At 66.2% G+C, this 25,627-nt stretch carries 22 protein-coding genes; 6 read left to right on the forward strand and 16 right to left on the reverse strand.

Features of this window, described 5'->3' with window-relative positions; all coding sequences use genetic code 11:
* Nucleotides 1-20: 20 nt before the first annotated feature.
* The 6 genes from CFB82_RS10620 to mltG form a co-directional block, all read right to left on the reverse strand.
* Entirely contained in the window at nt 21-377 is a 357-nt protein-coding gene (locus tag CFB82_RS10620) for a Rap1a/Tai family immunity protein (RefSeq protein ID WP_059506076.1), read from the reverse strand.
* 119 nt (nt 378-496) lie between these two features.
* The gene (locus CFB82_RS10625) at nt 497-1,207 is read right to left on the reverse strand and encodes an ankyrin repeat domain-containing protein (RefSeq protein WP_011352329.1); all 711 of its coding nucleotides are present in this window, start codon (nt 1,205-1,207) and stop codon (nt 497-499) included.
* A 43-nt stretch (nt 1,208-1,250) separates the two neighbouring features.
* The gene (locus CFB82_RS10630) at nt 1,251-2,030 is read right to left on the reverse strand and encodes a TatD family hydrolase (RefSeq protein WP_089484100.1); all 780 of its coding nucleotides are present in this window, start codon (nt 2,028-2,030) and stop codon (nt 1,251-1,253) included.
* Nucleotides 2,031-2,171: 141 nt separating this feature from the next.
* Nucleotides 2,172-3,200, reverse strand: coding sequence for a DNA polymerase III subunit delta' (locus CFB82_RS10635; protein ID WP_089484101.1), 1,029 nt, complete (start codon nt 3,198-3,200; stop codon nt 2,172-2,174).
* A 19-nt stretch (nt 3,201-3,219) separates the two neighbouring features.
* Entirely contained in the window at nt 3,220-3,840 is a 621-nt protein-coding gene (gene tmk / locus CFB82_RS10640; RefSeq protein WP_069248156.1) for a dTMP kinase, read from the reverse strand.
* Nucleotides 3,840-4,859, reverse strand: coding sequence for an endolytic transglycosylase MltG (gene mltG / locus CFB82_RS10645; RefSeq protein ID WP_089484102.1), 1,020 nt, complete (start codon nt 4,857-4,859; stop codon nt 3,840-3,842). The genes tmk and mltG overlap by 1 nt, the downstream gene beginning before the upstream one ends.
* Nucleotides 4,860-4,936: 77 nt before the next feature.
* Here mltG and ygfZ point away from each other — a divergent pair, with 77 nt between their 5' ends.
* A complete protein-coding gene (gene ygfZ / locus CFB82_RS10650) occupies nt 4,937-5,971 on the forward strand; it encodes a CAF17-like 4Fe-4S cluster assembly/insertion protein YgfZ (protein ID WP_089484103.1) in 1,035 nt (344 codons plus the stop codon).
* A 76-nt stretch (nt 5,972-6,047) separates the two neighbouring features.
* Nucleotides 6,048-6,893 carry an NRDE family protein gene (locus tag CFB82_RS10655; protein ID WP_089484104.1) on the forward strand — a complete coding sequence of 282 codons (846 nt, stop codon included), beginning with the start codon at nt 6,048-6,050 and terminating at the stop codon, nt 6,891-6,893.
* 20 nt (nt 6,894-6,913) lie between these two features.
* On the opposite strand, the gene CFB82_RS10660 is transcribed toward CFB82_RS10655, so the two are convergent.
* The 4 genes from CFB82_RS10660 to CFB82_RS10675 form a co-directional block, all read right to left on the reverse strand.
* Nucleotides 6,914-7,354 carry a GNAT family N-acetyltransferase gene (locus CFB82_RS10660; RefSeq protein WP_069248160.1) on the reverse strand — a complete coding sequence of 147 codons (441 nt, stop codon included), beginning with the start codon at nt 7,352-7,354 and terminating at the stop codon, nt 6,914-6,916.
* A gap of 54 nt (nt 7,355-7,408) precedes the next feature.
* Entirely contained in the window at nt 7,409-8,368 is a 960-nt protein-coding gene (locus CFB82_RS10665; protein WP_089484105.1) for an alpha/beta hydrolase, read from the reverse strand.
* Nucleotides 8,369-8,542: 174 nt separating this feature from the next.
* The gene (locus tag CFB82_RS10670) at nt 8,543-9,022 is read right to left on the reverse strand and encodes a PaaI family thioesterase (protein ID WP_046545900.1); all 480 of its coding nucleotides are present in this window, start codon (nt 9,020-9,022) and stop codon (nt 8,543-8,545) included.
* Entirely contained in the window at nt 9,019-9,333 is a 315-nt protein-coding gene (locus CFB82_RS10675; RefSeq protein WP_027787175.1) for a Dabb family protein, read from the reverse strand. Before CFB82_RS10675 ends, CFB82_RS10670 begins: the two co-directional genes overlap by 4 nt.
* 1,206 nt (nt 9,334-10,539) lie before the next feature.
* On the opposite strand from CFB82_RS10675, the gene CFB82_RS10680 reads away from it, so the two are divergent.
* Both CFB82_RS10680 and CFB82_RS10685 read left to right on the forward strand, forming a co-directional pair.
* Entirely contained in the window at nt 10,540-11,007 is a 468-nt protein-coding gene (locus CFB82_RS10680; RefSeq protein ID WP_083265891.1) for an avidin/streptavidin family protein, read from the forward strand.
* A gap of 315 nt (nt 11,008-11,322) precedes the next feature.
* Nucleotides 11,323-12,246, forward strand: coding sequence for a recombination-associated protein RdgC (locus CFB82_RS10685; protein ID WP_069248198.1), 924 nt, complete (start codon nt 11,323-11,325; stop codon nt 12,244-12,246).
* Between the two features lie 183 nt (nt 12,247-12,429).
* On the opposite strand, the gene CFB82_RS10690 is transcribed toward CFB82_RS10685, so the two are convergent.
* A complete protein-coding gene (locus tag CFB82_RS10690; RefSeq protein WP_069248199.1) occupies nt 12,430-12,960 on the reverse strand; it encodes an isochorismatase family protein in 531 nt (176 codons plus the stop codon).
* 822 nt (nt 12,961-13,782) lie between these two features.
* On the opposite strand from CFB82_RS10690, the gene CFB82_RS10695 reads away from it, so the two are divergent.
* The gene (locus CFB82_RS10695) at nt 13,783-15,927 is read left to right on the forward strand and encodes a hypothetical protein (protein WP_089484106.1); all 2,145 of its coding nucleotides are present in this window, start codon (nt 13,783-13,785) and stop codon (nt 15,925-15,927) included.
* Between the two features lie 163 nt (nt 15,928-16,090).
* Here the strand turns inward: CFB82_RS10695 and CFB82_RS10700 are convergent, their stop codons facing one another.
* From CFB82_RS10700 to CFB82_RS10720, 5 genes are all read right to left on the reverse strand, one after another.
* Nucleotides 16,091-17,491: a sensor domain-containing diguanylate cyclase gene (locus CFB82_RS10700; protein ID WP_069248201.1), complete on the reverse strand. Its 1,401-nt coding sequence runs from the start codon at nt 17,489-17,491 to the stop codon at nt 16,091-16,093.
* A gap of 261 nt (nt 17,492-17,752) precedes the next feature.
* On the reverse strand, nt 17,753-18,931 hold the full coding sequence (locus tag CFB82_RS10705; protein ID WP_069248202.1) for an acetyl-CoA C-acyltransferase: 1,179 nt from the start codon (nt 18,929-18,931) through the stop codon (nt 17,753-17,755).
* A 359-nt stretch (nt 18,932-19,290) separates the two neighbouring features.
* Nucleotides 19,291-19,923 (reverse strand): bifunctional nicotinamidase/pyrazinamidase, encoded by a 633-nt coding sequence (pncA, locus tag CFB82_RS10710; protein ID WP_089445808.1) that lies wholly within the window; start codon nt 19,921-19,923, stop codon nt 19,291-19,293.
* Between the two features lie 40 nt (nt 19,924-19,963).
* Nucleotides 19,964-22,048: a 3-hydroxyacyl-CoA dehydrogenase NAD-binding domain-containing protein gene (locus tag CFB82_RS10715; RefSeq protein WP_089484107.1), complete on the reverse strand. Its 2,085-nt coding sequence runs from the start codon at nt 22,046-22,048 to the stop codon at nt 19,964-19,966.
* A 201-nt stretch (nt 22,049-22,249) separates the two neighbouring features.
* A complete protein-coding gene (locus CFB82_RS10720; RefSeq protein ID WP_089484108.1) occupies nt 22,250-23,893 on the reverse strand; it encodes a 3-(methylthio)propionyl-CoA ligase in 1,644 nt (547 codons plus the stop codon).
* Between the two features lie 146 nt (nt 23,894-24,039).
* Between CFB82_RS10720 and CFB82_RS10725 the strand changes: the two genes are divergently transcribed.
* Nucleotides 24,040-25,608, forward strand: coding sequence for a protein adenylyltransferase SelO (locus CFB82_RS10725; RefSeq protein WP_089484109.1), 1,569 nt, complete (start codon nt 24,040-24,042; stop codon nt 25,606-25,608).
* Nucleotides 25,609-25,627: the final 19 nt, after the last annotated feature.

Here is a 25,627-nt window from a genome sequence, read left to right on the forward strand (position 1 = left end):
GGCCCGGACACGGCGTCAGGTCAGCTGCCGCTCCTGCAGGGAAACGCTTTGCCGAGACCGAGCGACACCGCGGTGCTCGCGTTGTAGTCGGCCAGCTTCGGATTCTCCGCGATGTACTTGCGCACCGCGTCGGTCATCTGCTGCGCCCGGATGTCGGGCGGCAGGCAGAAATACTGGCCGACCCGCGGCCCCGTCGTGCCGCCGATCGCATCGATGGTGTTGTAGACGCCGTCGGCGGCGCCTTCGATGTAGGCCGCGCACGACGCCCGCGACTTGACGTCCGTCTTCGCGCACAGCCGGTCGAGATCAGCGCCCGTGAAAGCCGCCGCCGACAACGGCACGGCAAACGCCGCGGCACAAAACATTGCGCGCAACATGGTGTTCCTTATGTCAATGCGGCCCGAGGCCGCCTGCTGCCTTGGCCGGCGCGGCGCCGGATTGCCCTGCTCCGGCCGGAATCCGGCCGGGCGGGCACCGTCTGCCGCACCGAAAACCGTCATTTTGCACTCTTTTGCGCATCTGCCGGCGTCGATGCCCCGATGCGGGTCGTCCGCTTGCTCAGGATCTCGATCGCGTCCGGCGCGTTGTAGTGCTTCGCGAATTCGAGCGCGGTGATGCCGAGCTGGTTCTTCACCTGCGGATCGGCGCCCTGGTCGAGCAGCAGCGTGACCGTCGACGGATGATTGCCGCGTGCGGCCATCATCAGCGGCGTCGTGCCGTTCGGCGATGCGGTATCGATGTACGCGTCGTGGTCGAGCAGCAGCTTCACGACTGCGTCCTGGCCGTTGGTGGCCGCGTAGTGCAGCGGCGCCCAGCCCTTCTTGCTGACTTCCGCACCCTTGTCGATCAGCAGCTTGGCAAGGCCGACATCGCCGTTCAGCGATGCGAGCATCAGCGCCGTTTCGCCGGCCTTGTCTTCCTTCTCGAGGTCGACGTTCGGCGTCGTGGCGAGCGCCGCCGCGACCTTGTCGGACTTCTCGCGCGCGGCGATCACGATCAGCGGGTCGCCGTTCGGCGCGATCGTGTTCGGGTCGAGCTTGCCGCTCTTGAGCTGCTTGCCGATGTCGGCGATGTCGTCGAACTTGACGGCCTTGACGATCGCGTCGAGCGATTCGGCATGCGCGCCGGCTGCCGCGAACAGGCCGCTCGCGACGAGTGCGGCGGCAACGAGTGCGCGTTTCGGCAGATGGTTGGTCGGCTTCGTCATTGTTGTGGGCTCCTTCCCTGGGTTGTCGGCTGCGCGCACGTCGTTAGCGCGCGATCTTGAACAGCCGGAAAAAGTTCTGTGTCGTCGCATCGGCGAGCGCCTCGACGGCGATCCCGCGCTCGGATGCGATAAAGCGTCCGACATGGCTGACGTACGCAGGTTCATTCGGCTTGCCGCGATACGGCACCGGCGCGAGGTACGGCGAGTCGGTCTCGATCAGCAGCCGGTCGAGCGGCACGCGCCGCGCGACGTCCTGCACGTCGGTCGCGTTCTTGAACGTGACGATGCCCGACAGCGAGATATGGAAGTTCTGCGCGAGCGCCTGCTCGGCCACCGGCCACGGCTCGGTGAAGCAGTGCATCACGCCGCCCGGCACGTCCGCGCGCTCCTCGGCCATGATCCGCAGCGTGTCTTCCGACGACGAGCGCGTGTGGATGATCAGCGGCTTCATCGTCGCGGTCGCCGCGCGGATATGCGTGCGAAAGCGTTCGCGCTGCCATTCCATGTCGTCGATCGAGCGGCCTTCGAGGCGGTAGTAGTCGAGGCCCGTTTCGCCGATCGCGACGACCTTCGGGTGCGCGGCCAGCTCGACGAGCTCCGCGAGCGTCGGCTCGTGCATGTCCTCGTGATCGGGATGCACGCCGACCGACGCATAGACGTTGTCGTGCGCGTCCGCGATCGCCAGGATCTCCGGCAGCGTCTCGAAATCGACCGACACGCACAGCGCGTGCGTGACGTCGTGCTCGCGCATGTTCTCGAGAACGGCCGGCAGGCGGTCGGCCAGGCCCTTGAAATTGATATGGCAGTGAGAGTCGACGAACATCGTGTTTCCTGAATACGTAAGGCGGGCGCTCATGCGCTCGCCGGCATGCGGCAACGGGCAGCGTTCGCGGGCCGGACGGCCACGGTCGCGTCGCGGCGTGGGCCCGTCATCGTTTCGCAACCCGCGAGAAACAATGCCGGATCACGCGAACATTTCCCGATATCCGAGAAACAATTCCTCGAATACGAGCCGCGCGTTGAGCGGATGGTTCTCGACCGTCCGCTGCCGCGTCACGGCCTTCATGAAGCGGGCGAACGCGTTCGCATCGACCGCTTCTGCGCAGCGCGCGAGCGCCGCCGCGTGCATCGGGAAGTAGCGCGGTGCGCCCGCCATCCGCTGCGCGAGCAGGTCGTACAGCCAGCGCTGCAGCCAGCCGAGCACCAGCGGCACCGGCAGTTTCTGCAGCGTCTCGCCGCACGCGAACGGGTCGCAGGCCGCACCGGCCGCGAGCTGTCCGAGCGTGTAGTCGCGCAGCGGGCGGTTCTCGTCGCTCGCAAGCGCCAGCGCGGCGAGCGGCGCACCGCCGGCCTCGGCGAGCAGCGCCGGCGCATGATCGACGCCCTGCGCGGCGAGCCACGCCGCGGCCGCGTCGGGCGCCGGTACCGCCATCGGCCACTGTCGGCAGCGGCTGATGATGGTCGGCAGCAGGCGGTCGATGCGCGCCGACACGAGCAGGAACACGACGCCGGACGGCGGTTCCTCCAGCGTTTTCAGCAGCGCGTTCGACGCGGCGACGTTGAGTGCTTCGGCCGGATACAGCACGACGACACGCGCGCCGCCGCGGTGCGAACCGACCCCGCAGAAGTCGAGCAGCGCGCGCACCTGCTCGATCTTGATTTCCTTGCTCGGCGCCCGCGCCTTCTTGCCGCCTTCGTCCGCGTCGGCCGCCTTCGTGTCGTCCACGGCGCCCGGCGCCTCACCCGCCAGCGCCTCGGGCAGCACGATCCGGTAATCCGGATGGTTGCCCTGCGAGAACCAGGTGCAGGCCGCGCAAGTGCCGCACGGCTCGCCGTTCGGCTGTGGCGATTCGCACAGGAAGCCCTGCGCGAGATGCTGCGCGAACTGCAGCTTGCCGATCCCGGCCTGGCCATGCAGCAGCAGCGCGTGCGGCCATTGCGCGCGCAGTTGCTGCAGGCGGTTCCAGTCGTCGGTCTGCCACGGATAGATCATGGGGTGCGTTCCTTGCGAATTACAGCGCGGCGAGCACGCGTTCGAGCTGCTGGCGGATCTCGGGAATCGTCTGCGTCGCATCGACGATCGCGAAGCGGTGCGGCGCCTCTTCCGCGCGCCGCAGGTACTCGCCACGCGTGCGCGAGAAGAACGCGTCGGACTCGCTTTCGAACTTGTCGGGCATGCGTGCGGCGCCGCGGCGCTCGCTCGCCACCTGCGGCGCGACGTCGAACAGCACCGTCAGGTCGGGCTGGAAACCGCCCTGCACCCAGCGCTCGAGCGTCTCGAGCTTGTCGCGCGGCAGCCCGCGGCCGCCGCCCTGGTACGCGAACGTCGCATCGGTGAAGCGATCGGACACGACCCAGTCGCCACGCGCGAGCGCCGGCTCGATCACGAGCGCGAGATGCTCGCGGCGCGCGGCGAACATCAGCAGCGCTTCCGTCTCGAGATCCATCGGCTGGTTCAGCAGGATCTCGCGCAATTTCTCGCCGAGCTGCGTGCCGCCCGGCTCGCGGGTGACGACGACTTGCCGGCCGGCCGCGGCCAGCTTGCCCTGGAGGCGTTCGCAGAACCATTGCAGGTGGGTGGTCTTCCCCGCCCCGTCGATGCCTTCGAACGTGATGAATTTACCGCTCGCCATTATTGACCTCGTATGTACTTGTCCACGGCCTTGTTGTGGTCGCCGAGCGTGTCCGAGAACACGCTCGTGCCATCGCCTTTCGCGACGAAATAGAGCGCGCTCGTTGGTGCCGGGTTGATCGCCGCCTGCAGCGCGGCCACGCCCGGCAACGCGATCGGCGTGGGCGGCAGCCCGCGTCGGGTGTAGGTATTGTAAGGAGTGTCGGCCTGCAGGTCGCGCTTGCGCAGGCGGCCGTCGTACGCGTCGCCGAGCCCGTAGATCACCGACGGATCGGTCTGCAGCGGCATGCCGATGCGCAGCCGGTTCGCGAACACGGCCGCGACGAACGCGCGGTCGGCCGCATGGCCCGTTTCCTTTTCGACGATCGACGCGATCGTCAGCGCTTCGTAAGGCGTCTTGTACGGCAGGCCCGGCACGCGCGCGGCCCAGGCCTCGTCGAGACGCGTCTGCATCAGATGGTACGCGCGCCGGTAGATGTTCAGGTCGCTCGTGCCCTTGTCGAACAGATAGGTGTCGGGGAAGAACAGCCCCTCGCCGCTGCCGCGCTGCACCGCGCTGTCCGACGCGCCGATCGCGCGCAGCAGCTCGGCGTCGCTCATGCTGGCCGTCGAGTGCGCGAGATCGGGGTTCGAGTCGAGTTCCGCGCGCATCCGCTTGAAGGTCCAGCCTTCGATGACCGTCGCGACATACTCGTTCACGTCGCCGCGCGCGATCTTCTGCAGTACCTCGTAAGGCGTGATGCCGGTCTTGAATTCGTAGTTGCCGGACTTGAGCCGGCTCGACAGCCCGAGCACGCGCGTCATCGCGACGAAGCCGAGCGGCGCGACCGGCACGCCGCCGCGCTTCAACTGCAGCGCGACGCTCTTCACGCTGCTGCGCGGCTTGATCGTGACGTCGAGCGATGGCGAACCCAGCAGCAGGGGCCGGGTTGCCCAGTAATACCCGCCGCCCGCGCCGGCAGCGGCCACAACGACGGCCAGCGCCACGATCGTCGCGGCGCATTTCTTCAGTAGGGACATGGAAACGTGACTCAGGTAAGACCCATATAATACTTGCTCGCCTCCGTCAAAGTCAGGGTTGACTGTTCCCTCATTCCATGAGCACACCGTTCGCTTCACCGGCAGTCCAGGCCGCACCCGCCTCGCTCCCCGTTTTCCCCCGCCCGTCCGCCGCCGATTTCGATGCGCCGGGCGCCTGCATGCCGTTGCCGCAGTTCGGCGTGATCGACGTGGCCGGCGATGATGCCGCGACGTTCCTGCACAGCCAGCTCACCAACGACATCGAACATCTCGACGCCGCCAGCGCGCGACTATCCGGCTATTGCTCGCCGAAGGGGCGCCTCCTCGGCTCGTTCCTCACGTGGCGCGCCGGCCACGGCGTGCGCCTGCTGGTATCGAAGGACGTGCAGGCGGCCGTGCAGAAGCGGCTGTCGATGTTCGTGCTGCGTGCCAAAGCGAAGCTGACGGATGCGAGCGACACGCTCGCGGTGGCCGGTTTCGCGGGCGACGTGCGCGACGCGCTGTCGGGCATCTTCGATGCGCTGCCGGACGGCGTGCACGTGAAGGTCGACGGCCCCGCCGGCACGCTGATCCGCGTGCCCGATGCAGCCGGCCGCAAGCGCTATCTGTGGGTCGGCCCGCGCGCGGAAGTCGACGCGCGCATCGCCGCGCTCGGCGGGTCGCTGCCGGTCGTGTCGCCGGCCGTCTGGGACTGGCTCGACATCCGCGCGGGCGAACCGCGCATCACGCAGCCTGCCGTCGAACAGTTCGTGCCGCAGATGGTCAACTTCGACGTGATCGGCGCCGTTAACTTTCGCAAGGGCTGCTACCCGGGCCAGGAAATCGTCGCGCGCAGCCAGTACCGCGGCACGATCAAGCGCCGCACGGCGCTCGCGCATGTCGCCGGCGAGACCGATACCGTGCGTGCCGGCGTCGAGCTGTTCCACAGCGACGATCCCGGCCAGCCCTGCGGGATGATCGTCAACGCGGCGGCCGCGCCCGCAGGCGGTGTCGACGCGCTCGTCGAGATCAAGCTCGCCGCGCTCGACAACGGCACGGTGCACCTCGGTGCAGCCGACGGCCCGGTGCTCGCGTTCGATACGCTGCCGTACGCGTGGCCGACGGAAGCGTGATGCACTGACAACCCGTTCGCGCGCCGGCTCGCGAGTCGCAGCCGGCGCCCGATGTTTCCTGCGAGAGATTCGCCCGATGTGTCTGATTGCCTTCGACTGGCAGCCTGATGTCGCCGCCGGTCCCGTCTTTACCCTCACCGCCAACCGCGACGAGTTCTTTCGTCGGACGAGCGCGCCGCTCTCGTGGTGGGAAGATGTACCGGGCGTGCTGGCCGGCCGCGATCTCGAAGCGGGCGGCACGTGGCTCGGCGTATCGCGCGACGGCCGTTTCGCCGCGCTGACGAACTACCGCGCGCCGTTCGACATCCGCGCGGGTGCACCGAGCCGCGGCAAGCTCGTGTCCGACTTCCTCGGCGGCCCGTCCGTCGCGCCGCTCGACTATCTCGGGCAGCTCGCGGAGCATGCGGCCGTCTACAACGGCTTCAACCTGCTCGTCGGGGACTGGCGACGGCGTGAGCTCGCGTGGTTTTGCAATCGCGCGCCCGAAGGTGAAAGCGCTGTCGCCGCGCCCGTCGCGATCGCGCCCGGCGTCCATGCGCTGTCGAATGCGCGGCTCGATACGCCCTGGCCGAAAGTGGTGCGCAAGCGCGCGGAGCTCGGCACGCTGCTCACCGACAATCCGACCCCGTCGCTCGACGAACTGATCGAGCTGATGCGCGACCCGCATGTCGCGGACGACGATGCACTGCCGCACACCGGCATTCCGATCGAGCGCGAGCGTGCGCTGTCGGCGGCGTTCATCGAGACACCCGAATACGGTACGCGCGGCACGACCGCGCTGCGCGTCACGATGAAGGAAGGCGTGCGGCTGACGGTCGAGATCAAGGAACGCTGCGACGACGACGGCTCGCACCGCACCGTTCGCCCGGGCACGTTCGAGCGCGCGTTCACGTTCGACCTCGACGCGGCGCCGCCGCGCTGAGCACGCAAGCAGGCGCCGCGCTACGGCGCGCGCGCCATCTCGACGTGCGGCACGCCGGCTTCGACGAACGGTTCACCGACCGCCGCGAAGCCGTGCCGCAGGTAGAACGACACGGCCGAATCCTGCGCGTAGAGCCGTACGACGATTTCGCCGCGACGCCGCGCGGCCTCCAGCAGCGCGTTCAGCACGGCTGACCCGACGCCCTGCCCGCGCGCGTCGGCCAGCACCGCGACGCGGCCGATCGTGCCGGACGGCAGCAGCCGCCCCGTCGCGACCGCGCGGCGTGCGCCGGTCGCCGCATCGACGCGGTACGCCACCGCATGGAGCGACAGCGGATCGTCGTCATCGAGCTCCCATTCCGGCGGAATCTGCTGCTCGCGCACGAACACCGCGTCGCGGATCCGCGCGGCGTCGCCGCCCAGGACCGTCCAGTCGCCCGTTTCCACCACGCCGTTCGTCATCGCAGCCCCCTCCATGCGGCGCATACGCCGCTCAACAACCGCCGTCAAACGTTGTCAAACGTCGTCGAATGCGCCCTTCAACGCCGCGACCGCGTCGGCATGCGCGGCCCGCACCTCGGGCACGTAGCCGCCCATCTTGAAGAATTCGTGGATCATCCCCGGATAGCAGACCAGCGTGACCGCGTTTCCCGCCGCGCGCAACTTCTCCGCATACGCGGCGCCTTCGTCGCTCAGCGGATCGTATTCGGCCGTCGCGATCCACGCCGGTGCGACGCCCGCGAACGACGGCGCATCGCGCGTGCCGTCGAGCGGTGCGAAACGCCAGTCGTCGCGGTCCGCCCGATCGCGCACGTATTGCGTGAAGAACCACTGGATCGTGTCCTGCGTCAACAGGTAGCCGTTCGCGAGCCGTGCGTGCGATTCGGTGTCCTGGAAGCCCGTCACGCCCGGGTAGATCAGCATCTGCAGCGCAAGACGAATGCCTGCGTCGCGTGCAAGCACCGCGCAGACGGTCGCGAGCGTGCCGCCCGCGCTGTCGCCGCCGACGGCCAATCGCTCGGCATCGATGCCGAACGTGGCCGCTTCGCGATGCAGCCATTGCAACGCATCGTCGGCGTCGTTCACCGCGGTCGGAAACCGGTGTTCGGGCGCGAGCCGGTAGCCGACCGACAGCACCGCACATTGCGCATCGTGCGCGAACATCCGGCACAGCGCGTCGTGCGTATCGACGCTGCCGACCGTGAAGCCGCCACCGTGGTAGTAGACGAGCGCGGGCAGCGGCTCCGCGAGGCTCGGCGCGACCGGCAGGTACAACCTCGCACCGATCGTGCGTCCGTCGCGCGTCGGCACGACACATTCCTCGACCGAATGCATCGGCGCCGGTGCGACGTCGAGGATCGGCGCGCTCTTCTCATACGCGGCGCGCGCCTGCTGCGGCGTCTGGTGGTGATAGGACGGACGTTTCGCACGCTCGATCATGTCGAGCACCTGGGCGATCTTCGGATTCAGCGGCATCGGTGAGGACGGCGCCGGCGGGGCACCGTGAACGGACAAGCGTGCATGATGCCATGCGCGCGTCAGGCGGGCGTGATGCGCCGTGTGTTGCAACATTCCGCGGAGAACCGATGCACGCCGCAAAACAAAACGGCCCTGCCGGTGAAGAGGCAGGGCCGCCGTGCGTCCGGGCGCTTACGCGTCGCTCGGGCCGGGCTGGGCGTCCGGCGCGGTGCGCGAGCGTTGCCGCTTGATGTCGCGGCCCACCGCGAGCCGCCGCATGTACTTGAACGTGCCGAGCGCCTTCGCGACGAAATTGCCGTCGCTGTCGCGCACTTCGCCTTCGCAGTAGGCCATCGTCGTCGAGCGATGCATCACGCGTCCGTAAGCGCGCAGTTCACCGCGCCCCGGCTGCATGAAGTTCACCTTCATCTCGACGGTGACGACGCCGATACCGTCGTCGGTCAGGCTGCGCGCCGCCATCGCGAGCGCGATGTCCGCGAGCGTCATCGTCACGCCGCCGTGCGCGATGCTCCACGTGTTCATGTGCCGCTCCTCGAGCGGCAGCACGATCTCGCTTGCGCCGTCCTTCGCGGACACGAGTTGCACGCCGAGCATGTCGACGAACGGGCTTTCGATCGACGGGCCGTCCGTCGGGGTTGCCGCGTCGCTCATCGTGCGCTGTCGACGATATAGTCGACGCACTCGCGCGATTCGGCCACCGCGACGACGAATTTCTTCACTTCCTGGTGAACCGGGTGCACCTGGTATGCATCGAGTGCGGCCTTGTCCGCGAAATCGGATACCAGCACGATGTCGGCGGTCGCGTCGAGGCCCGGCGTCGCCACGCCGACGTCGATCTGTAGCGTGCCCGGCACGAGATCGCGGCAGCCTTCGAGCTTTTCCTTCAGCTTCAGCGCATTCTGTGCGCGCGTCGCGCCTTCGGCCGATTCTTTCAACTTCCACATGACGATATGTCGGATCACTTCGTTTGCTCCTGTTCGTTCCGGTTCGGCGACTTGCCTGTCACCCTTGCCAGTCGGGCATCTTACGCCCTTTCACCGTTAACTCGCGTTCGCTGGAAGTTGCGTCCGGCCGAGAAAGATGCGGGTAATAAAGCGGGTATCGTTTCGATCACCCGAAGACGATACCGGCTTTTTCACCCTGTAAGTTGACGACGCCAAGATCCGACAAGCGAAGGCAGACGACAAGCCTACCAAACTTGCCGACTTCGATGGACAGGATCTGTTTGGTGAATCCGCCCGGCTCCAAGCGCTAGCGATACAAGTACAGGATTACCGGGAAGGAGAATCTCCTCGCGATCGGCGAAGGGTCGGCGATCTGCTGCTGAGTCGGCATGAATATGCCCCCCCTATGAAGACTCGCCAGCAGAGAAAAAACTCGGGTCCGCCCCTCCCCCGCGTATGGCGATGGCCGTAGGGTCCCCGCCTGCTCAAAAAGTGGGCAGACCCGCCCCGATCGCGACATCGGCGCTCGAGCCGCGCGGTCCATCGCCCACACGACACGGTCCATCGCGTCGTCAAACACGAAACACCGCGCTGTAACGCACCCCACGCTTCGATCTTCATCCCACGCCGACCAAACGTCACGCGGTTCGACGCTCGTCGACTCGACTCGCATTTCTACGTCTCCAAAGCAAAAAACCCGTAGGGCCTTCGCCTAACGGGTTTCACCTTCTATTGGCACATCTCCAATATGGGGAGGTGCACCGCATCTACGTGACATCAATCATGATGCACATAATTGAAAATAATCGACAACAATTTCATTTAATTCACCCATCCCATGACGCCCACAAAATTCAGCCCCACATCACCACAAAGTCAGCATTTATTGACCCCGCAAATTCACCAAAATCCAATTCGCATTCTTGCAAATCACCCCCGATCAACCTATTCTGAATTTCCAATAATCACCCCAGAGAAAACCGCCTATTGAATAACAAAGCAACCAAGACCATTCTCGCCCGGTCAACTTTTCCCGTCATTGTTAATGGAAACGATCGCTCGAATAAATCACCCACTCGACCAAACCTCTTAAAAGGATGATTGCTGCCACCAGGAATCATCAGTCGAGCTCGCGCAATTGCGTGTCGGATTGGGGGTAAGGCTCACCACAGCGTGGTCGGGCCCATATGCGGGATCCGCACAATCACACGAAAGGAAGCCAAAATGAAGAAGACTCTCGCATCTCTCGCTATCTTGGCGACGCTCACATCACCCTCATGGGCCGAAACAGCTCCCACCACCCCAACTTGCCAGAGCCCAATCGGCTCATGGCGTAATGAGCTGGGTTCAACGATGAAAATCGGCTCCGTTTCCGGAGCGGGCGCCATTCAAGGCACTTATATTTCTCCCTCCGGAACAACAGGACAAACCTTTTCGCTTTCTGGTTGGTACTATGCCGCACCGCCTTCAAATAACGGGCTTGATCAAGTTACGCTGCTTACTTTTTCCGTAAACTGGAACAATAGCTCGGCCAGCTACAACAGCATTACAACGTGGTCGGGACTTTGCCGAGTGACGAACGGCACGCCGACTATCACCGCGCTCTACTACTACGCAAACGCTTTCGCCCAGTTTTCGTGGAAGCACACCAATGTGGGCCAAGATGTTTTCACACCGATCGGCTCACAGTAAGGAGGCCGCACTCCATATTCCCGAACCCACCTCACGTGTCAGTGTCAGGACTTGAAACGAAAGCGCCCCGCTGCCGAAGAATCGGCGCGGGGCGCTGGTTGAGCTGCACACAAAAAAGCCGTGGGAGCTTTCGCACTCAGGGCTTCGATATTCATTTCGACGACGATGCCCGCTTTTTCACCGTGGCGAATTGGGTGAGCGATGCCCACCTGCTCGACACGACATCCATCAACGATTGGCCCGTCACATCGCGCGACCGAATCCGCACCGGACGCATCACCGTCATATAGAATGGTGCGCTTTGCCCGTACTCCTATGTGGTTCAAGAACCTTCAGCTTCATCGTCTTCCGGCACCTTGGGCCGTTACCCCCGATCAGATGGAAAAATGGCTGGCGCCCCACGCGTTCCAGCCGGGCACCAGCGTCGAGATGCAGAGCCATGGATGGGCGTCGCCGCGTGACGACGGCGCACTTGTCTATTCGATCAACCGGCAGATGTTGCTGACGTTTCGTGCCGAAAAGAAGCTGCTTCCGGCGTCGGTCGTCACTCAGGTGACCAAGGCCCGCGCGCTTGAAATCGAGGAGCAGCAGGGCTTCAAGGTCGGGCGAAAACAGATGCGCGAACTCAAGGAGCAGGTGACCGACGAACTGCTCCCGCGCGCGTTCACCATTCAGCGCGATACCCGCGTGTGGATCGATACGGCGAACGGCTGGCTCGTCATCGATGCGGCTTCACAGGCGCTTGCCGACGACGTTCGCGGCCTGCTCGTCAAATCGATCGATCAGTTGCCGCTCGCCGGTGTTCAGGTGGTGCGTTCGCCGGTCGCCGCGATGACGGATTGGCTGTTGTCCGGCGAGGCGCCGGGCGGATTCACCGTGGACCAGGACGCCGAGTTGCGCTCGAGCGGCGAAGGTGGCGCCACGGTGCGATACGTCGGCCACGCGCTGGAAGCGAACGACATGCGCCGGCACATCGAGGCCGGCAAGCAATGCATGCGCCTTGCGATGACCTGGGACAACCGGATCTCCTTCGTGCTGACGCCGTCGCTGACGATCAAGCGCGTGACGCCGCTCGACGTGATCAAGGAAGCGGCGGATCCGACCGCACAGAACGACGATGAACGCTTCGACTCGGATGTCACGCTGATGACCGGTGAATTGGAGCGGATGTTGACCAGCCTCATCGATATCCTGGGTGGCGAGCAGCGCGACTCGGTTCATCAGGCGGCAGCAGCGTGAACGCCGTCGGCGGCCGAGAAACCTCGGCCGCCGCGACGACGAGGTTTCGAGCCGGCGCGACGATCCCGCCCACGACCGCCGGCGGCCAGCCCACCAAACCCGCCGGCTCCAACGGCCGACCTCCCCAGATTCACGCATCCGGCTCCCGGAACGCTGTTTCCGTCAGCGCACGGGCCCCGCGACTCACTTGATCAGGCGCAGCACATCGCGAAAACGCGGATGCCGGCTGGAGCCCAGCCATTCGAACCCGATCATCTCGACCGTTGCGATTTGCACCCCCGCCGCCGCGAGCCGGGCGATCCCCGCGTCCCGGTCGATCGTCCTGCGCGACCCCACGGCGTCGCTGACCACCGTGACTTTGCGGCCGCTGCGCAACAGCCCGAACGCTGTTTGCAATACGCACACGTGCGCCTCGCAACCGGCGACGATGACGCTGTTGCGCCCGGCCGGCAATGCATCGACCAGGCCCTCCGCGCATGCGTCGAAATGGTCCTTGACGACGGTGTTCGAGCAAAGATCCTTGATGTCCGGCACGTTCCGGCCCAACTGGACGGGGCTCTGCTCGGTACCCATCACCGGCACCCCGAGTATCTGCGCAATACGGGCAAGTCGGACAGCCTGCGTGACGACCGACACCCCGTCGTGGATCACCGGCATCAGCCGCGTCTGAAAATCAACCAATACGACCACTGAATCGTCGGATACGTGCAGCACGGCGCATTCTCCGGAGTGAAGGCGACGTCAACCCCCATCGGCCATCGATGGAGAGTCGCTCTGTCGCAAGATCGTCAGTCCCGCAAAAGACGGATATCGAATCGCATCAATGACCGACTGCGCCAATTCGATAAACGGAAGCGGTCCCCAAGCCTACCAAACTTGCCGACGCCGCTGGCGTGATCGCATGGAGCCCGGTTCACGGATTCACACGCCAGCCCGGTCGCAGGAACGCCGGTTGCTCACGGCTCTGTATTGCAGAATCCACCGCACTCCGCTCCTTCGTTTGAACCGCCCGAGACACGGCGACAGGCAAACCGCCACGATTCAATCCCGGTTCGGAATCAATCACCAATACCGACATCGATTGCCAATCGATTTTCACCAAACTCGACGATCAGCGCATCTCTATTTCCCCCGTGAATTCGCACATTTTACCGACCGAACAAGCAATAATTGCGACCTCATTCCAGAACATTATTCGAAAGCCATAAATCATTATTGACTTCGACTTTATCCGAACTTTAGAATCCCCTACGACAGCTTACGTTTCGTTTTTCACACCGCGCGCGCACCCATATCGGCACGGCGCCGGAACGTCAGCAGAGAAGTCTTTCATGCCTGGCCGGGGCAGCGCCTCCTTTTGTTTTCAATTCCGGCATTAGCCGCCAGTCGGTTATCTCCCATTCAATTCGCCTCAAAATCACATCCTGATTAATCCCATAGTTTCCGGGAATTCTTCAATACAGGACGCAGTAAACCGAGCATCCGCTCATTCGATAATTCTCATAAAAATCGCCAGTCATCAGGAGGGACATCAACATGCATCGCCTTGCGAAGTCGCTGTGTCTCGGATTCATCTGCGCCGGCTTGCTCGCGGCCTGCAATGACGACGACGTCAAATCGAGCAATCCGCCGTCGAACAACGCCGCACTGTCGTTCCGCATGGACACCGGCGGCCAGATCAACGCGTTCTACCGGCAGGACAACGTCGCCGCACACCTGCTGGTGCGCTCGTCGACAAAGCCGCGTCTGCTCGTGGTCTTCCCCGCCGGCAACAGCGGCACCGGGCTGTGGTTCGACGATACCGCGCAGCCGGTGAACTGGAGCCTCGACACGCCGCCGTCCGCGCTATCGGCACCCGACACGCACGGCCGCCCGCTTTACGGCATCGGTGCCGACGTGTCGGTGGACACCAACACGCTGACGATCCGCCAGGGCGTGCTCAGCAACGTGCGCTTCCTGCGCGACTTCAACGGCGGCGCCACGATTCCGCAGCAGATCCTCACCGCGCCGACGGTCCAGGGCAGCGCCGTGCAATGGCAACGCGACCGGATCGACGGCGCGCCCGGCTATTCACTGCGCATCACGCTGCGCGACGGCGGCAGCATCGCGCCGGCAGCGGGCGGCAAGCTCGTCCTGAGCGCACCGGCGGGCTCGCACACGCTGCGGCTGCATGTCGATGCGCTGTCGGGCGAGACGCCGTTGTCGCCGATCACGCGCGCCGACCTGCTCGCACCATCGGTGAACCCCGACCCGGTGAGCCAGAACGTGCTTGAGTTCCTGAGCTTCCACGACAAGCTGCTGGCCGGGTCGTGGCAATACGACACCTACTTCGGCCGCGACACGCTGATCTCGGTGCGCATGCTGATGCCCGTGCTCGAACCCGCGGCGATCGAGGCCGGCCTGTCGTCGGTGCTGAGCCGGCTGTCCACCGACGGCAAGGTCGCGCACGAGGAAGGGATCGGCGAATTCGCCCTCGTCGACAACCAGAAGAACGGGCGGCCGAACGATCCGACGCCGACCTACGACTACAAGATGATCGACAGCGACTACCTGCTCGCGCCGATCGCGGCCGCGTGGCTGATCGACGATACGCGCGGCCAGGCGCGCGCGGCCGCCTATCTCGCGCAGCGCGGCAGCGACGGGCAGACCAATGGCAGCCGCCTGGTCGTCAACCTGCTGCACGTCGCGACGACCGCGCAGCCGTTCGCGCAGCAGCCGTCGGTCGCGAACCTGATCCACCTGCGGCCCGGCGAAATCGTCGGCAACTGGCGCGACAGCACCGACGGGCTCGGCGGCGGCGTCTATCCGTACGACGTCAACGCGGTGCTCGTGCCGGCCGCGTTGCGCGCGGCGAACGCATTCCTCGCGCGCGGCCTGCTCGATCCGTATCTGGATGCCGGACAGCGCGCAACGCTCGCCAACACGGCCAACCAGGCGGCCACTTGGGAAACCCAGGCACCGCCGCTGTTCCAGGTCAGCGTGCCGGCCGCGCAGGCAGCCACCGACGTGTCGGCCTATGCGCCGTCCGCAGGCGTGCCGGCCGGCGCCGCGCCGGGCACGCCGCTGGCGTTCTACGCGCTGTCGCTCGATCAGCAGGGCAATCCGGTTCCGGTGATGAATTCGGACGGCGGCTTTGCGCTGCTGTTCGGCACGCCGCCGGACGACGAACTTCAGCGGATCGTCACCGACGTCACGCGGCCGTTCCCGACCGGGCTCGTGACCGATGCCGGGATGCTGATCGCGAATCCGGCGTATGCAAGCCAGGCGCTGTGGCCGAAGTTCACCAGTTCCGCGTATCACGGCACGGTGATCTGGTCGTGGCAGCAGGCGATGTGGGTGGCCGGGCTCGATCGCCAGCTCGCGCGCCAGGACCTGTCGGCCGCGACACGCACGCTGCTCACACAGGCACGGCAAACGATCTGGCAGGTGATCTCGAACGGACGCGACATGCGCACGTCGGAGATGTGGACGTGGTCGTACGTGAACGGCAAGTACCAGACCGATGCTTTCGGCACGCGCAGCGCGGACGCCACCGAAGCGAACGCGGCACAGCTCTGGAGTACGACGTATCTCGCGATCCGCGACCCGCAGCAGCGCGCGGGCAAGTACTGGTGGCAGGCGTCGCAGCGGATGCAGGATGCGCAGCCGAAGCAGAGCGCGGCGGCCCTGGCGTCGCGGTAGCGCATCGCCAGCCGCGTGCCGACCGGGCATGCAAAAGCCCCGGGCGCGTTACCGCCTCCGGGGCTTCGTGGGAGATCGCGGCGCCAGACACAGCCTCCGTACGCCCGGGTTGCCGAATGTTCCGCGTCCGCTCACCGATGTCCGCGTGCCGCGCAAACCCGCGTCACCGCGCCACGACCCGGTTCCGCCCTTCCCGCTTCGCCTGGTACAACCGTTCGTCGACCACACGCAGCAATGCATCGACCGTGCTGCCGTCGGGCCCGTATTGTGCAACGCCGACGCTGACCGTCACCTGCACGCGCTTGAAATCGAGCCCGAACGGCGAACTCGCGATCGACGAGCGCACGCGCTCGGCGGTCATCCGTGCGCCTTCGAGCGGCATGTCCGGCAGCAGCGCCATGAACTCCTCGCCGCCGACCCGCGCGAGCCCGCCGGCCGGCCGGATCGCGTCGAGGCACTGGCGCACGACGCCGCGCAGCACCTCGTCGCCGATCTGGTGCCCGTACGCATCGTTGATGTTCTTGAAATTGTCGAGATCGAGCGCGAGCAGGCAGAACGGCGTGCCGTCGCGTTCGGCCCGCACCATCTCGCGCTCGACCTGCGCGATGAACTGCCGGCGGTTCGACGCCCCCGTCATCGGATCGGTCGCGGCCATGTATTCGAGCTTCTGGTTCGTGCGCCGCAGCTCCTGCAGCGCGCTTTCGGTACGCGCCATCGATTCCGACAGCCGGCTCATCAGGTCTTCCTGGCTGTAGATCGCCGAGAACGAGCGCGTCGTCTGCAGCGCCTGCACGACGCCGTAGCTGAGCAGGAAGAAGCCGCCGGCAAAAATCGCATGCGCGAGCCACCACATGTGATTCCACGGCTTGCCGAGAATGAATGCGAGCGACGACAGCGCAAACGCCATGATCGACACGCCGTAGATCACCATCAGCGGCGAGCGGATCCGCCGCGCGAGCAGCACGGCGACGTTCAGCAGCGAGAACAGGAGCGCGCCGCCTTCCATCGACAGCCGCGTGCCCGGCGCGCCCGCGACCGGCGAATACGCGATGTACGCCACGGCCACGTTGACGATCACGAAGAACACGATCCACGGCAGCCACGTGCGCACGCTCGTGCGCTTCTCGAAGCGATCGGGCGGACGCGAATACGACAGCAGGCCCGTGAGCAGCAGAATCGACATCACGAGCCGCGACGCGGGCCCGTACAGCAGGAACAGCCAGATGTTGTGATGCGCCATCCCGGTGAATGCACCGTGCAGCGCATAGATCATCGCGAAGCCGAGAAAGCCGAGTGTCAGCCAGCGCAGCAGCGGCTCGCCGGACGAGCGGTAGCAGACCCACGTCACGTAGGTGACGAACGCGCCTTCGAGGGTCGCGGCCGCGATCGCGATTTCATGGAACGCGTGGTTCTCGAACACGACGTGCGGATCGCTGAAGAACCACAGATAAGCGATCAGATAGGCAGGCAGCAACGCGAATCCGACCAGCAGGCATTTCGCGTAGAGCCTTGCGGCCGCGCTGACGACGCGCGGCGGTTCCCCGGCTGCATAGGTCGTACTCATTCGGTCCCCGGTCGGTCTGCTGCGTTGGTTCGAACCTTCGCGGCACGGATCGCACGACGCACGATCCGGCCCATCGTGCCGAAAGGCAAATGTCAGAGCAAGTATAGGTGGGGCAATTCGTTTGACAAGTAAGGGGAAACGGCATTGCCGGGCGCATGCCTTTTGCTTCCCGATTGTTTCGAATGGCGGATCAGTCGCGCCGATTCGCGACGCGGCCGCCTGTCTCGCCGAAGCGAAACCGCGGCCGCTCCGCGCCAAAGATCAGAGGATTTCGAACAGGCCGGCCGCGCCCTGCCCGCCGCCGATGCACATCGTGACGACCGCGTACTTCACGCCGCGCCGCTTGCCTTCGATCAGCGCATGGCCCGTCAGGCGTGCGCCCGACACACCGTATGGATGGCCGACCGCGATCGCGCCGCCGTTCACGTTCAGACGATCCTCAGGAATCCCGAGCGTGTCGCGGCAGTACAGCACCTGCACCGCGAACGCTTCGTTCAGCTCCCACAGGCCGATATCGTCGACCTTCAGCCCCGCCTGCTTCAGCAGCTTGGGCACGGCGAACACGGGGCCGATGCCCATCTCGTCCGGCTCGCAACCGGCCACCGCGAACCCGCGGAACACGCCGAGCGGCTGCAGCCCTTCGCGCTGCGCGGCGTCGGCGCTCATCACGACGCAGGCCGACGCACCGTCCGAGAACTGGCTCGCGTTGCCCGCGGTGATCACGCCACCCGGCACGGCCGAGCGGATCTTCGACACGCCTTCGAGCGTCGTGTCGGGGCGAATCCCTTCGTCGGCCGAGACCGTCACTTCCTTCGTGAACAGGCGGCCCGTCGCCTTGTCGGCAACGCCCGCGAGCACCGTGATCGGCACGATCTCGTCGCGGAAACGCCCGGCTTCCTGCGCAGCCGCGGCGCGCAGCTGCGACTGCACGCCGTACTCGTCCTGCCGCTCCTTCGAGATGCCGTAGCGCTTCGCGACGTTCTCGGCCGTCTGCAGCATGTTCCAGTAGATCTCGGGCTTGTGCTGGACGAGCCAGCCTTCCTGGATCATGTGGTGGTTCATCTCGTTCTGCACGCACGAGATCGATTCGACGCCGCCCGCGACATACACTTCGCCTTCGCCCGCGATGATCCGCTGCGCGGCGAGCGCGATGGTCTGCAGCCCGGACGAGCAGAAACGGTTCACCGTCATCCCCGGCACCGTCACGGGCAGCCCCGCGCGCAGCGCGATCTGACGCGCGATGTTCGCGCCGGTTGCGCCTTCGGGGTTCGCGCACCCCATGATCACGTCCTCGACGCGGGCGGGGTCGAGCTTCGCGCGTTCAACAGCGGCCGCGACCGCGTGGCCGCCGAGCGTCGCGCCGTGCGTCATGTTGAACGCACCGCGCCAGGATTTCGCCAGCGGCGTGCGGGCGGTCGATACGATTACGGCTTCGGTCATGCGAGTCTCCTTCGGTCCTGCTTCATGTTAGGGTCTGCTTACCTATGGAACGCGCATGCGTTGCCACGAGAACGGCCGCTCGCGAGGCGCGCGACGCCGCGAATACTGACGTATTCGCAAGGAGCGCAACGCGGCGAGCGGCCGTTCTCGTGGCAACCCCTAATTAAAAAATCCATTCCACGGGAATGCCCGAAATCGCCCGTATGGCGGCGTCGCTCATCGCTTGTCCCCCAAGGGGACTTCCTTCGGGGCGTTTGGCAACGCGAAACGGCGCTCCTCACTTCTTGCCCTACGAGCGATTTCGGGCATTCGCATGTGCGTTCCATAGGTAAGCAGACCCTAAATCGATTGGGAATGCGCTACGCCGCCGGGCGCGCGCCCGCGGACGTCACATGCGCGACGCCCGCTGCCTGCATCTGCTGCCATGCGTGGGCGAGCGACCCGTTCAGGTCGATCGCGCGACACGCATCGTTGATCACCGCGGCTTCGAAACCGGCCGCGCGCGCATCGAGCGCGGACCACGCGACGCAATAGTCGGTAGCGAGCCCGCAGCACCACACACGCTTCGCGCCGAGCTCGCGCAGATAACCCGCGAGCCCGGTGCGCGTCGTGCGGTCGGCTTCGACGAACGCGGAATAGCTGTCGACCTGCGCGTCGCCGCCCTTGCGGATCACGAGCCGCGCATGCGGGATATCGAGATCGCGATGCAACGCCGCGCCTTCGGTGTCCTGCACGCAGTGCACGGGCCACAGCACCTGCTCGCCGTACGGCAGCGCGAGCGTGGAGAACGGTTCGCGGCCCGGGTGATTCGCCGCGAACGACACGTGCTCGCGCGGGTGCCAGTCCTGCGTCAGCACGACCTGGTCGAAGCGTTGCGCGAGCGCGTTGATCACCGGCACGACCGCGTCGCCGTCGGGCACCGCGAGCGCGCCGCCCGGCATGAAGTCGTATTGCACGTCGATCACGAGCAGGACGTCGTCAGTGCGTTTCATTGCGTTTCTCCGGGTGTGCGTGGCGCCGCGATCCGGCGCGTCAGCCGTTGAACCCGCGGCCGGCCTTCGCGAGCTCCGCGATCGACGGCGCGAGCTGCCATGCGTCGCCGTTCGGTGCAGCCGCGTAGCGGCGAATCGCGCGCTCGACGTTGTAGAGGCCGACCACGTCCGCGTACAGCATCGGGCCGCCGCGCCACAGCGGGAAGCCATAGCCGGTCAGGTAGACCATGTCGATGTCGGACGCCTTCGACGCGATCTTCTCCTCGAGGATCTTCGCGCCTTCGTTGACGAGCGCGAACACGAGCCGTTCGACGATCTCGTCGTCGCCGATCTTCCGACGCTCGACACCGCGCTCCTTCGAATACGCGACGACCATCTCGTCCACGAGCGAAGACGGCTTCGCCTTGCGATCGCCCGGCACATAGTCGTACCAGCCGGCGCCCGTCTTCTGGCCGAAGCGGCCCTGTTCGCACAGGCGGTCGGCGATCTTCGAGTAGTGGAGCTCGGGCTGCTCGACGTAGCGGCGCTTGCGGATTGCCCAGCCGATGTCGTTGCCGGCGAGGTCGCTCATCCGGAACGGTCCCATCGCGAAACCGAATTTCTCGATCGCACGGTCGACCTGCGCGGGCAGCGCGCCTTCCTCGAGCATGAAGAGCGCCTGGCGGATGTACTGCTCGATCATCCGGTTGCCGATGAAGCCGTCGCACACGCCGGACACGACCGCCGTCTTGCGGATCTTCTTCGCGACGGCCATCACGGTGGCGAGCACGTCCTTCGCGATCTGCGCGCCGCGCACGACCTCGAGCAGCTTCATCACGTTCGCCGGGCTGAAGAAGTGCATGCCGACGACGTCCTGCGGACGCTTCGTGAACGCCGCGATCTTGTCGACGTCGAGCGTCGACGTGTTCGACGCGAGGATCGCGCCCGCCTTCGCGACTTCGTCGAGCTTCTTGAACACCTGCTCCTTCACGCCGAGTTCCTCGAACACGGCTTCGATGATCAGGTCGGCGTCCTTCAGGTCGTCATAGGACAGCGTGGGCGTGATCAGCGCCATGCGCGCGTCGAGCTTCTCCTGCGAGAGCTTGCCCTTCTTCACCTGCGCGTCGTAGTTCTTGCGGATCGTCGCGACGCCGCGCTCGAGCGCGTCCTGTTTCGTCTCGAGCAGCGTGACGGGCAGCCCTGCGTTGACGAAGTTCATCGCGATCCCGCCGCCCATCGTGCCCGCGCCGATCACGCCAACACGGCGGATCTCGCGCAGCGGCGTATCGCCCGGCACGTCGGGAATCTTGCTCGCCGCGCGCTCGCCGAAGAACGCATGCCGCAGCGCGCGGCTTTCCGGCGTCATCATCAGCGCGACGAAACCCTCGCGCTCGGCAACGCTGCCCTTGTCGAAGCCGTGCAGCACACCGGCCTCGATCGCGTCGATACACTTGTGCGGTGCGGGGAAATTCGGTGCGGCGGCCCGGGCCGAATTGCGCGCGAACTGGATGAAGCCGGCGGCGTTCTCATGGACGATCTTGCGATCGCGCACGCGCGGATGCGGCCCCTTCTGCGCACCGACCTTGCGGGCGAACGCGACGGCCGCGTCGAGCAGGTCGCCGTCGGCCATTTCGTCGAACAGCCCGCTCTTCGCGAGCTGCTCCGACGGCACGGGCGCGCCCGACACGATCATGTTCAGCGCGGTTTCGAGCCCCACCGCACGCGGCAGGCGCTGCGTGCCGCCCGCGCCCGGCAGCAGGCCGAGCTTCACTTCGGGCAGCGCGACCTGCGCGCCCGGCGCCGCGACGCGGTAGTGCGCGCCGAGCGCGAGCTCGAGGCCGCCGCCCATCACGACGCTGTGCAGCGCCGCGATGACGGGCTTCGCGCTCGCCTCCACCGCGCGGATCACGGTGTGCAGCGTCGGCTCCTGCAACGCCTTCGGCGTATTGAATTCGGTGATGTCGGCGCCGCCCGAGAATGCGCGTCCCGCGCCGGTCAGCACGATGGCCGTGACCGACGGGTCCTGCGCGGCGCGATCGAGCGCGTCCATGACGCCCTGACGGGTCGACAGGCCGAGCCCGTTGACGGGCGGATTGTTGAGCGTAAGGACGGCCACGCCGTCGCGAGTCGAGTAATCCACTGCCATCTGCCTGCCTCCATGCATCGCGCGCCGGGGTGGCTGCGCTTCATTGTGCGCGGTCGAACAGCCGCATGTCCTGATGAACGGAGTCAGCATACAACGAAAAAGCACGGTCGTTCAATTTGAATTTTGCTCCCGATGCCGGTCGCCCGATCCGTCCCCGGATCGGGCGACCGCCTCACGAGCCGCTTCCGGCTCGGCCCCGGGTTACGGCTCGCAGACCGCCGTCGGCAACACGTAGTCGCGGAACGTCTCGCGCAGCTTCAGCTTCTGCAGCTTGCCGGTCGCGGTGTGCGGCAGCGATTCGACGAACACGACGTCGTCGGGAATCCACCATTTCGCGACCTTGCCTTCGTAGAACGCGAGCAGCGCGTCGCGGCTCAGGTTCGCCCCTTCGCGCGGCACCACGACGAGCAGCGGGCGCTCGGTCCATTTCGGATGCGCACAGGCGATGCAGGCGGCCTCGGCCACGCCCGGGTGCGCAATCGCGACGTTTTCGATGTCGATCGAGCTGATCCACTCGCCGCCCGACTTGATCACGTCCTTGCTGCGGTCGGTGATCTGCAGGAAGCCGTCGGGATCGATCGTCGCGACGTCACCGGTCGGGAACCAACCGTCCGACAGCGGCGACGACTCGCCGCGAAAGTAGTGATCGATCACCCACGGGCCGCGCACCTGCAGTTCGCCGAATGCGACGCCGTCCCACGGCAGTTCGTGGCCGTCCTCGCCGACGATGCGCATGTCGACGCCGCAGATCACGCGCCCCTGCTTCTCGAGCAGCTTGCGCTGCGCGTCGACCGGCCGCTGCGACTGCGCCCAGTTGAGCTTCGCGAGCGTGCCGAGCGGCGACAGCTCGGTCATGCCCCATGCGTGAATCACGCGCACGCCGTATTCGTCCTCGAAGGTGCGCAGCATCGCGGGCGGGCACGCGGAGCCGCCGATCACCGTGCGGTTCAGCGTCGAGAAGCGCACGCCGGCCTCGCGCATGTAGTTGAGCAGGCCGAGCCACACGGTCGGCACGCCCGCGGAAAACGTCACGCGCTCGGCCTCCATCAACTGGTACAACGATTTCCCGTCGAGATCCTTGCCGGGCAGCACGAGCTTGCCGCCCGTGAGCGGCACCGCGTACGGCAGCCCCCATGCGTTGACGTGGAACATCGGCACGACGGGCAGCACGGCGTCCATCGCGGACAGGTTCATCGCGTCGGGCAGCGCGGCGCCGTATGCGTGCAGCACGGTCGAGCGGTGCGAATACAGCACGCCCTTCGGGTTGCCGGTCGTGCCCGACGTGTAGCACAGCCCCGACGCCTGCTGCTCGTCGAGGCGCGGCCAGTCGTAGCGGCCGTCCTCCGCTTCGACGAGCGTTTCGTAGCAGAGGAACGGCGTCGTGCCGGACGGGAGGTGCGCGGCGTCCGTCATCGCGACCCAGCCCTTCACGTGCGGGCATTGCGGCGCGATGGCCTCGACGAGCGGCGCGAAATTGATGTCGAAGAAGACGTAGCGGTCTTCCGCGTGATTGACGATGTACGCGATCTGCTCGGGAAAGAGGCGCGGGTTGATCGTGTGGCACACGGCACCCATGCCGCCGATCCCGTAATAGGCTTCCAGATGCCGGTAGCCGTTCCACGCCAGCGTACCGACGCGATCGCCGGTTTCGACGCCGAGCCGCGCGAGCGCCTGCGCCAGCTGCTTCGCGCGGCGCTCGCAATCGCGGTACGTGTAGCGATGCAGATCGCCTTCCACGCGCTTCGACACGATCTCCGTATCGCCGGCGTGCCGCGCGGCGTGAGAAATCAGCGAGGACACCAGCAACGGCATGTCCATCATCTGGCCCAGCAACGGCTTACCCATCGTCTTGTTCTCCGTGAGGATGCGAATCGGTGCCTCTGCGGCGCGCCCGTCAGCGGCCCCGGACGGGCTTGGCGCACGATGCGCGGGCCACCATGCGGGCGGCGCGGCGCCGTCTTACAATATCGGCTTACCCAGAGGCGCTCAACATGTCGTTTTCCCGAAGCGCAGCCGATGCGGCTGACACCCTCCCCGACCTCGCCGCCACGCTCGGCGAGCCCGGCACTGGCGCGTTCGTCTCGCTCGGCGACGCGTTTCATACGCGGCTGCCGGCCGCGCCGCTTGCCACGCCGTACGTCGTCGGCTTTTCCGACGAAGTCGCGCAACTACTCGACCTGCCGCCGTCGATCGCCGCGCAGCCCGGCTTCGCCGAGCTGTTCGCCGGCAACCCGACGCGCGACTGGCCCGCGCACGCGATGCCGTATGCATCGGTGTATTCCGGCCACCAGTTCGGTGTGTGGGCCGGCCAGCTCGGCGACGGCCGCGCGCTGACGATCGGCGAGCGCACCGGCACGGACGGCCGCCGCTACGAGCTGCAGCTGAAAGGCAGCGGTCGCACGCCTTACTCACGGATGGGTGACGGCCGTGCGGTGCTGCGCTCGTCGATCCGCGAATTCCTGTGCTCGGAAGCGATGCATCACCTCGGCATCCCGACCACGCGCGCACTGACGGTGATCGGTTCCGACCAGCCGGTGGTGCGCGAGGAGATCGAGACGTCGGCCGTCGTCACGCGCGTGTCGGAGAGCTTCGTGCGCTTCGGCCACTTCGAGCACTTCTTCTCGAACGATCGCCCCGACCAGCTGCGCCAGCTCGCCGATCACGTGATCGACCGCTTCTATCCGGATTGCCGCCGCGTCGACGATCCGTACCTCGCGCTGCTCGAAGCCGCGACGCTGCGCACGGCCGACCTCGTCGCGCAGTGGCAGGCCGTCGGCTTCTGCCACGGCGTGATGAACACCGACAACATGTCGATCCTCGGCGTGACGATCGACTACGGCCCGTTCGGCTTCGTCGACGCGTTCGACGCGAACCACATCTGCAACCACTCGGATACGAGCGGCCGCTACGCATACCGGATGCAGCCGCGCATCGCGCACTGGAACTGCTATTGCCTCGCGCAGGCGCTGTTGCCGTTGATCGGGCTGCAGCACGGCATCGCCGACGACGACGCGCGCGCCGAGCGTGCGGTGGAGGACGCGCAGGCCGTGCTCGCTAAGTTTCCGGAACGCTTCGGCCCCGCGCTCGAACGTGCGATGCGCGCGAAGCTCGGCCTGGCGCTCGAACGCGAGAACGATGCCGAGCTCGCCAACAAGCTGCTCGAGACGATGCATGCGAGCCACGCGGATTTCACGCTGACGTTCCGCCGGCTCGCGCAGATCTCGAAGCACGACGCGAGCCGCGACGCGCCCGTGCGCGACCTGTTCATCGACCGCGACGCGTTCGATGCGTGGGCGAACCTCTACCGCGCGCGGCTGTCCGAGGAAACACGCGACGACGCGGCACGTGCCGCCGCGATGAACCGCGTGAACCCGAAATACGTGTTGCGCAACCATCTGGCCGAAGTCGCGATCCGGCGCGCGAAGGAAAAGGATTTTTCGGAAGTCGAGCGGCTCGCGCAGATCCTGCGCCGCCCGTTCGACGAACAACCGGAGCATGAAGCGTACGCGGCGTTGCCGCCCGACTGGGCCGGGTCGCTCGAAGTGAGCTGCTCGTCCTGAGCCCCGACCCGCGCGTATC

Origin of the sequence: Burkholderia sp. HI2714 (genome assembly GCF_002223085.1) — a bacterium.
GTDB classification, from domain to species: domain Bacteria; phylum Pseudomonadota; class Gammaproteobacteria; order Burkholderiales; family Burkholderiaceae; genus Burkholderia; species Burkholderia lata_D.

Bases quoted from the DNA above. Each gene is read 5' to 3' on its own strand.
- tmk (WP_069248156.1), bottom strand. From the start codon at position 3,840: ATGGCGAGCGGTAAATTCATCACGTTCGAAGGCATCGACGGGGCGGGG.
- CFB82_RS10670 (WP_046545900.1), bottom strand. From the start codon at position 9,022: ATGAGCGACGCGGCAACCCCGACGGACGGCCCGTCGATCGAAAGCCCG.
- CFB82_RS10720 (WP_089484108.1), bottom strand. From the start codon at position 23,893: ATGGGTAAGCCGTTGCTGGGCCAGATGATGGACATGCCGTTGCTGGTG.
- CFB82_RS10630 (WP_089484100.1), bottom strand. From the start codon at position 2,030: ATGTTCGTCGACTCTCACTGCCATATCAATTTCAAGGGCCTGGCCGAC.
- CFB82_RS10620 (WP_059506076.1), bottom strand. From the start codon at position 377: ATGTTGCGCGCAATGTTTTGTGCCGCGGCGTTTGCCGTGCCGTTGTCG.
- mltG (WP_089484102.1), bottom strand. From the start codon at position 4,859: ATGTCCCTACTGAAGAAATGCGCCGCGACGATCGTGGCGCTGGCCGTC.
- CFB82_RS10635 (WP_089484101.1), bottom strand. From the start codon at position 3,200: ATGATCTATCCGTGGCAGACCGACGACTGGAACCGCCTGCAGCAACTG.
- CFB82_RS10655 (WP_089484104.1), top strand. From the start codon at position 6,048: ATGTGTCTGATTGCCTTCGACTGGCAGCCTGATGTCGCCGCCGGTCCC.
- CFB82_RS10715 (WP_089484107.1), bottom strand. From the start codon at position 22,048: ATGGCAGTGGATTACTCGACTCGCGACGGCGTGGCCGTCCTTACGCTC.
- CFB82_RS10685 (WP_069248198.1), top strand. From the start codon at position 11,323: ATGTGGTTCAAGAACCTTCAGCTTCATCGTCTTCCGGCACCTTGGGCC.
- pncA (WP_089445808.1), bottom strand. From the start codon at position 19,923: ATGAAACGCACTGACGACGTCCTGCTCGTGATCGACGTGCAATACGAC.
- CFB82_RS10680 (WP_083265891.1), top strand. From the start codon at position 10,540: ATGAAGAAGACTCTCGCATCTCTCGCTATCTTGGCGACGCTCACATCA.
- CFB82_RS10660 (WP_069248160.1), bottom strand. From the start codon at position 7,354: ATGACGAACGGCGTGGTGGAAACGGGCGACTGGACGGTCCTGGGCGGC.
- CFB82_RS10705 (WP_069248202.1), bottom strand. From the start codon at position 18,931: ATGACCGAAGCCGTAATCGTATCGACCGCCCGCACGCCGCTGGCGAAA.
- CFB82_RS10665 (WP_089484105.1), bottom strand. From the start codon at position 8,368: ATGCCGCTGAATCCGAAGATCGCCCAGGTGCTCGACATGATCGAGCGT.
- CFB82_RS10695 (WP_089484106.1), top strand. From the start codon at position 13,783: ATGCATCGCCTTGCGAAGTCGCTGTGTCTCGGATTCATCTGCGCCGGC.
- CFB82_RS10725 (WP_089484109.1), top strand. From the start codon at position 24,040: ATGTCGTTTTCCCGAAGCGCAGCCGATGCGGCTGACACCCTCCCCGAC.
- CFB82_RS10700 (WP_069248201.1), bottom strand. From the start codon at position 17,491: ATGAGTACGACCTATGCAGCCGGGGAACCGCCGCGCGTCGTCAGCGCG.
- CFB82_RS10625 (WP_011352329.1), bottom strand. From the start codon at position 1,207: ATGACGAAGCCGACCAACCATCTGCCGAAACGCGCACTCGTTGCCGCC.
- ygfZ (WP_089484103.1), top strand. From the start codon at position 4,937: ATGAGCACACCGTTCGCTTCACCGGCAGTCCAGGCCGCACCCGCCTCG.